The following is a 5,370-nucleotide window of genomic DNA, read 5'->3' as shown; positions in this document are numbered from 1 at the left end:
CAGGTTGAGCTGACGTATCCACTCGTACTGGCTGCCCGAGACAGCGGCATCGTTCGGCGGCGTAGCCTTGAATTCGATGTACAGGCCGAAGTACCCGCCACGGGCCATCGGTAGCACCAAGTCGGGCACACCGGCGCGCACGCCCTGCTCTTTCAACTTGACCGCCACCTGCTTGAGCCGGTGGCCACCGTTGGGAACGTGGTAGATCAACGCCGCTACCAGTGGCATGCGCAGCTTGAGCTCGCGCAGCAATGCGGCCTGCTCCAGGCCCTCACGGTCGACGGACTTGGCACGGGTACGCTTCGGTTTGAACAACGTCATTTCGGCGGGCTTCACGGTGACACCTTCCCTTCGCGAATCAGGGCGTCCTGGGTACGCATGACCCCCTCGGCGTGGAACAGGCGGACTTCGTTACGACTCAGCACCGCCGGGGCGCGCAGGCGGCCATCGGCGATGTCGTGGCAGTAAGCACACGCCCAAGCGGCCTGCAGGTCGTTTGGCTTGATTCCCATGCCGCAAGTACCAGCCAGTCGGTAATGGGCGAGCACGGTGGTCGAGGATTCGCTCGAGCATCCTGGGTAACGGATCTGGCACTCGCGGTCACGCGCTGCGTTGGTGAGTTTGCTCATTGCACGTCTCCGCTGCGCTTGGCACGGAGCGCGGCCAACGCCTTGTTCCCCACTTCGGGGGTGATTGATTTGCCCGGTGCTGCGAGCTGCGCCACAGGCACGGGCGGCAACTCTTCACCACGCCAAATCTTGCGGCACTGCTCGAGGTATTTCTGCTCAAAGCGGGTCATACCCAGGTCGCGGGGAAGCGTTTGCAGGCTGAGAAAGCCGGAGGCCGCAGTGGCGTGGTAGATCGCCGGGTGAAACCACTTACCGCGTCCTTCCATGCCGGGGTGCGAGTTACGCAGAGCTTGGGAATACGCGACCTCGACGCTGGGTAGGCCAAGGCCCTCTGGAGCAAAACACCAGCTCACGAACACGCCAGGCGCGGGCACGAATGCTGATTTGCTCGCGCTGACCATGCGCATACCGTGGCGCAGTTGATCCATTGAGTTGATCCCGGAGCGCATGAATTCCGCCAGCCACTCCAGTTTTGCGGCGTTCATCACCTCCTCGGTCGGCCAAGACTGTCTCCATGCGCCGCAAGCTCCACGCAGCCGCAGAAACAATTCGTCGATTACCTGGCGGGTGGCCGGGTCGATCTCGACAGAGACCGCAGGCGGTGGGGTGTAGGTCGGATCGGTTCTCCGATTCTGGACCAGATAACCAGCTCGAACAGGACCATTCACAGGATCACCCCCTTTGAAGCCCAGTCGCCGCCGACTGCCGATTCTTCATCGGCTGAGAGTGAGCCTTTGGCACGCTCTTTCACGTACCAACCCACCAAGCGGTTACACCAGCCGGCGGATGTGTCTACGGTGTTCTGCTTGGCCACAAACCAGCCGATGAAGCTGCGGATCAGCGCGTCGGGGATATCGGCAGGCTTGACGCCAGCAATCTGAGCCTGGGCGATCAGGTAACGGCTGTCCGGTGCCCAGTCGGCGAACATTGCGAAGCGCTGGCGATCATCGGTCGATTCCAGGGCCTGCTTGTTGAAATCTCGCGCGGCTGCTGCTGTTCGGTTAATTGATGGTTAAGTGACGTATTGGGTGCAGATTTCGCACCCCGTTCGGTCGAATTCTGCACCCCGTTCTGCTGTGATTTGCACCCCGTGCCGTCATCTGCACCCCGTTCAATCCGGGGTGCAGGATTTGCATCCCGCTTTATCGGCAAGTCATAGACGACTGGGCGTCGGTCATGACGTTCGATGTACACGGCGGCCAGCGCCTGATTTCCCGGAACGATCAGTTCAGACGCCCTCAACAGCTCCAGCTTGGAACGAACTGTGCGCTCAGAAAGGCCAGTGTCTTCGCTCAGAGTGGTGGCCGACGGGAACGCACCGCGTCCGTCAGTACCGGCGTAGTTGGCCAGGCATAGAAGCACATGCCGGGCGCTGGAATCAGAAAGAGTCACGCGTGGGATCTGTAGCGCCCACGACATTGCTTGAACGCTCACAGTGCTACTCCAATCGATCTGCCTGTGTTGCCTTGCTCAGGTCTGATGTGCATAATCTGTCTCGCAAGTGTTGAAGAAGCCGGTCTAGCCACCGGCTTTTTTTTGCCTGAAATTTAGGCGCTGTAGGTGGCCGGTGCATCCGTGGTAGCTTTCGGCTTACACACCACAAGGTCACGGAGACCGAACATGTCAAACCTTTCACCGTTTGAAAGCGGCCTACTCGCTTCCCTCGCTTCGCTTGTCGCTGTCGCCAGAGCCACGCCCGGTTTTGATGGGGTTGCGCTGACTAAGGCCGCTGAATATTTCTTGGAAAACCCTGCTGCTGGATGCACTACCGGTTCCGCGAAAGAAGCTTATGAAGCTGCTCTTCGAGTGATCTCCAGAGGACACGAAAACATCCTTGAGGCTGTGCAGGACGAACCCTCGCGTCATTGATTGAAACGGCTCCATCTTTCCCCAATGTCCAAACTGGACGGCCGTTCACACGCCGGTCGCTTTCAATTGTGTGCTGCGGGGAAATCTCTGATTCAGTGTGTCTATCCGCCATAGCTCTTCCCTTCCTGTTCACTGGATGAATTAACAGCCCATCCGCTGTACTACCTGCCCTTCCCGCTTGAGCGGATAATTTCCACGAACACGACGCTTCTAAGCGGCGTTTATTCGAGATGTTTGAGACGGATCGTCCTCACGTCTTGCAGTTAGATTTCCTCCGGACTCTTTCTCCAATACGCACTGCATCGGGTATGAAAAACCTCCGGCAGAGCGGCATTGAGATACCCGGCTACTGGTGACCGCTAGGGCGTCACCGATGGCCCGCCCGGTGCCGAAATATTTCAGCGCTTCGTCAAAGGTCATGGTCGGTCTCCGGTGTCTTCATTGAAGTTTAGAGATCTTAACAGCACAAGGCAAGTTATCTAAACTGTGAATTGTTTAGAATCCTAAATATGGAATTTAAAGATCGCCTCCGGGCTCGTATGACCGAATTGAAGTTAAGCGCCACTGACCTGAGCGCTAGCATCGGCGTATCTAAAGCAACGATTACCTTCTGGCGTAACGGCACCAACGGTGCGACTGGGTCCAATCTCATGGCGCTGGCAAAGGCTTTGAGATGCTCTCCCCAGTGGCTGGAGACAGGTAAAGGTGAGGCGACAGGCAGCGAATCCTCAAACGTCGCAATGATTCCGCAGCCTGCGCAAATGTATTCCTACCCGGTAGTAAGTTGGGTCGCCGCTGGTGCCTGGACGGAAGCCGTGCAGCCCTTCCCAGACGGCTTCTCAGATAGGTATGACGTATCCGATTACAAGGCGAAAGGAGCTGCTTTTTGGCTGGAGGTAAAGGGTGATTCGATGACGTCCACGTCTGCACCCTCAATCCCTGAAGGTTCGCAGATTCTGGTCGATACGGAGGTTGACGTCCGTCCGGGCAAGCTGGTGATCGCAAAGCTGGCAGACAGCAATGAAGCAACATTCAAGAAGCTGGTGGAGGACGGCGGAGTCAGATACCTGAAGCCGCTGAACCCGGCCTACCCGACGGTGCAGTGTGTGGATGACTGCAAGATCATTGGGGTGGTGGTCAGGTCGCTGACGAAGTTCGCCTGATCGACTGATTCATCTAGGGCGTACCGCGCACGGCATTGCGGCTGCGCTGCTGGGCAAGCTATGGGCTACAAAAACGCGAACGTTCGACTGTGCCAAAAAAGGAGTTTGGTTTGAAAAAACCTGAAGCAGCATCTGAAAAACGATTGACAATGCTCTCGGTTAAATCCGAGGACTTCGTACGTTTTTTGATCAGTAAAGGTGTCGACAAAGACGAGGACTGCCCCGTTTGTCATAGGGAGTCTTGGACAATTTTATGCCCTGACGACGACGGCCCTACCCTTAGAATTGGGCTTCCAGTTAGGAATAGACCCAACATTTTTTACCTTTCTACATTTGCCTATACTTGTGACAACTGTGGATACATGAGGATGCACATGGCTTCAACGGTGCATCAGTGGGTTTCTGAGAACCCCGCGCCTTCGGCCGACCAGGACGGGCTTGACATGGATATGACAGGTTCTGGTGCAGATGATGATTAAGTCAACCTTGCCGCCCACCCCCGATTTCATTAAGAGACGCTTCGAAAACTGCACCAGTATGGGCATAAGTCCAAAATCGCGAGCGCTACCAGCAGATCTGACTGATGACAACAATCTCCCGAAGGGGGATACTAAAATCATGAATGACATTACCCGCGAAGAATTCCACGCCAAGCTTGAGACCATCGAAACCAAGATGGAGGCTCGAACAGAGTCCGTGTCAGCAAAAATTGACGCATTCATCGCAGTGCAATCCGAGCGCGATAAGAGGATGGAGGCAACACTGAATCAAATCTCCAGCAATCACGGAGAGATTAAATCCAGCATTGGCTCCATGAAGACAACGATGATAGTGACCGCTGTGTCTACTGTGCTGGCCATCGTGATTGGTATCGCCGGATTCAACGCCATGCTCACATCGAACATGGTCGCATCGTTCCAGATGGGTCGAAGCGAGCAGGCTTACCAGAAAAGCGTGGAGCAGCCGCCTCCTAACACCCAAGCTCAACCCCAGCAGAAATAAAAAAGCCCGGCCCTAGCGCCGGGCTTTTCCGTTCCTGAACATCCCCTCCCGATCTGACACAGCCCGCCACTGAGCGGGCTTTTTTGTGCCCGGGGCTAGAATCCGCCCAAAATGTTTAGTTTTCTTAAAATGCAGGTTGACACTTTTTGTTTAGTTTTCTAAATTACACGCATCGCAGCGATCAACCGCAGCGACACAAGACTGGTGAAGCCGCCAGATAGCACGGGATCAGCGAAGTGATCTCCCAGCCCCGGATAACGGGACCGACTGGACGAAGCTCTTTACAGAGAACGGAATCACCTGTTGGACAGCATCACTGAAGCACCTGGCTTGCCGGGTGCTTTGGGATGACAACCACCGAGTAGACGTAATGGATACCACCATCGTATGCGGGGCATGGAGAGGCCACCTCGGCCGTGGTCTTGCGCCGCGAGAGTTGCAGTTGCGCCGGGCACGGTCGTCAAGCGGCTGTCGGTCGCCATGTTCAAGCTGGGCGTGAATCGCCAGACAGCGATGATCGCCGAGGCCATGCGCCGACAGATCATTTCCCCGCTCTGCCTGTTGTTCATGTCGGTGATCGTTCTGCACGCGGTGCTGGGCGATGAATCGATGAGGCGCGAGCGCAGAGCCCCCGAGTCACGCCGCGGCGGGTACGAACAGAAGATCAGCCGTAAGGGCTCGGACAAGCTCAGGCCAGTAGCGGCGAT

The 5,370-nt window shown here is 56.5% G+C and carries 6 protein-coding genes and 2 pseudogenes; 4 read left to right on the top strand and 4 right to left on the bottom strand.

From position 1 onward, the window contains the following. The 4 genes and pseudogenes from AO388_RS22860 to AO388_RS22845 all read right to left on the bottom strand — a co-directional run. The coding region (locus AO388_RS22860; RefSeq protein WP_058417202.1) for a VRR-NUC domain-containing protein at positions 1-336 on the bottom strand (336 nt) is incomplete at its 3' end. Beyond that, the gene (locus AO388_RS22855; RefSeq protein ID WP_016568955.1) at positions 333-629 is read right to left on the bottom strand and encodes a DUF1364 domain-containing protein; all 297 of its coding nucleotides are present in this window, start codon (positions 627-629) and stop codon (positions 333-335) included. The genes AO388_RS22860 and AO388_RS22855, both read right to left, overlap by 4 nt. Continuing rightward, positions 626-1,297 carry a replication protein P gene (locus AO388_RS22850; RefSeq protein ID WP_058417201.1) on the bottom strand — a complete coding sequence of 224 codons (672 nt, stop codon included), beginning with the start codon at positions 1,295-1,297 and terminating at the stop codon, positions 626-628. Before AO388_RS22850 ends, AO388_RS22855 begins: the two co-directional genes overlap by 4 nt. Further along, positions 1,294-2,048 (bottom strand): annotated as a pseudogene (locus tag AO388_RS22845) (helix-turn-helix domain-containing protein). Before AO388_RS22845 ends, AO388_RS22850 begins: the two are co-directional and overlap by 4 nt. Positions 2,049-2,249: 201 nt before the next feature. Here AO388_RS22845 and AO388_RS29005 point away from each other — a divergent pair. The 4 genes and pseudogenes from AO388_RS29005 to AO388_RS22825 all read left to right on the top strand — a co-directional run. Continuing rightward, complete coding sequence (locus AO388_RS29005; protein ID WP_153004007.1) at positions 2,250-2,498, top strand: hypothetical protein; 249 nt, start codon at positions 2,250-2,252, stop codon at positions 2,496-2,498. A 509-nt stretch (positions 2,499-3,007) separates the two neighbouring features. Then, positions 3,008-3,661, top strand: a complete 654-nt coding sequence (locus AO388_RS22835; RefSeq protein WP_058417199.1) for a LexA family protein — start codon at positions 3,008-3,010, stop codon at positions 3,659-3,661. A 618-nt stretch (positions 3,662-4,279) separates the two neighbouring features. Beyond that, positions 4,280-4,663, top strand: a complete 384-nt coding sequence (locus AO388_RS29425) for a hypothetical protein (protein WP_177343137.1) — start codon at positions 4,280-4,282, stop codon at positions 4,661-4,663. 370 nt (positions 4,664-5,033) lie between these two features. Continuing rightward, positions 5,034-5,370 (top strand): annotated as a pseudogene (locus tag AO388_RS22825) (response regulator transcription factor); the annotation flags it as partial.

Source organism: Pseudomonas sp. ICMP 10191, assembly GCF_001467335.1.
GTDB classification, from domain to species: Bacteria; Pseudomonadota; Gammaproteobacteria; order Pseudomonadales; family Pseudomonadaceae; genus Aquipseudomonas; species Aquipseudomonas cerasi.
This window is presented reverse-complemented; position numbering and strand designations above follow the sequence as displayed.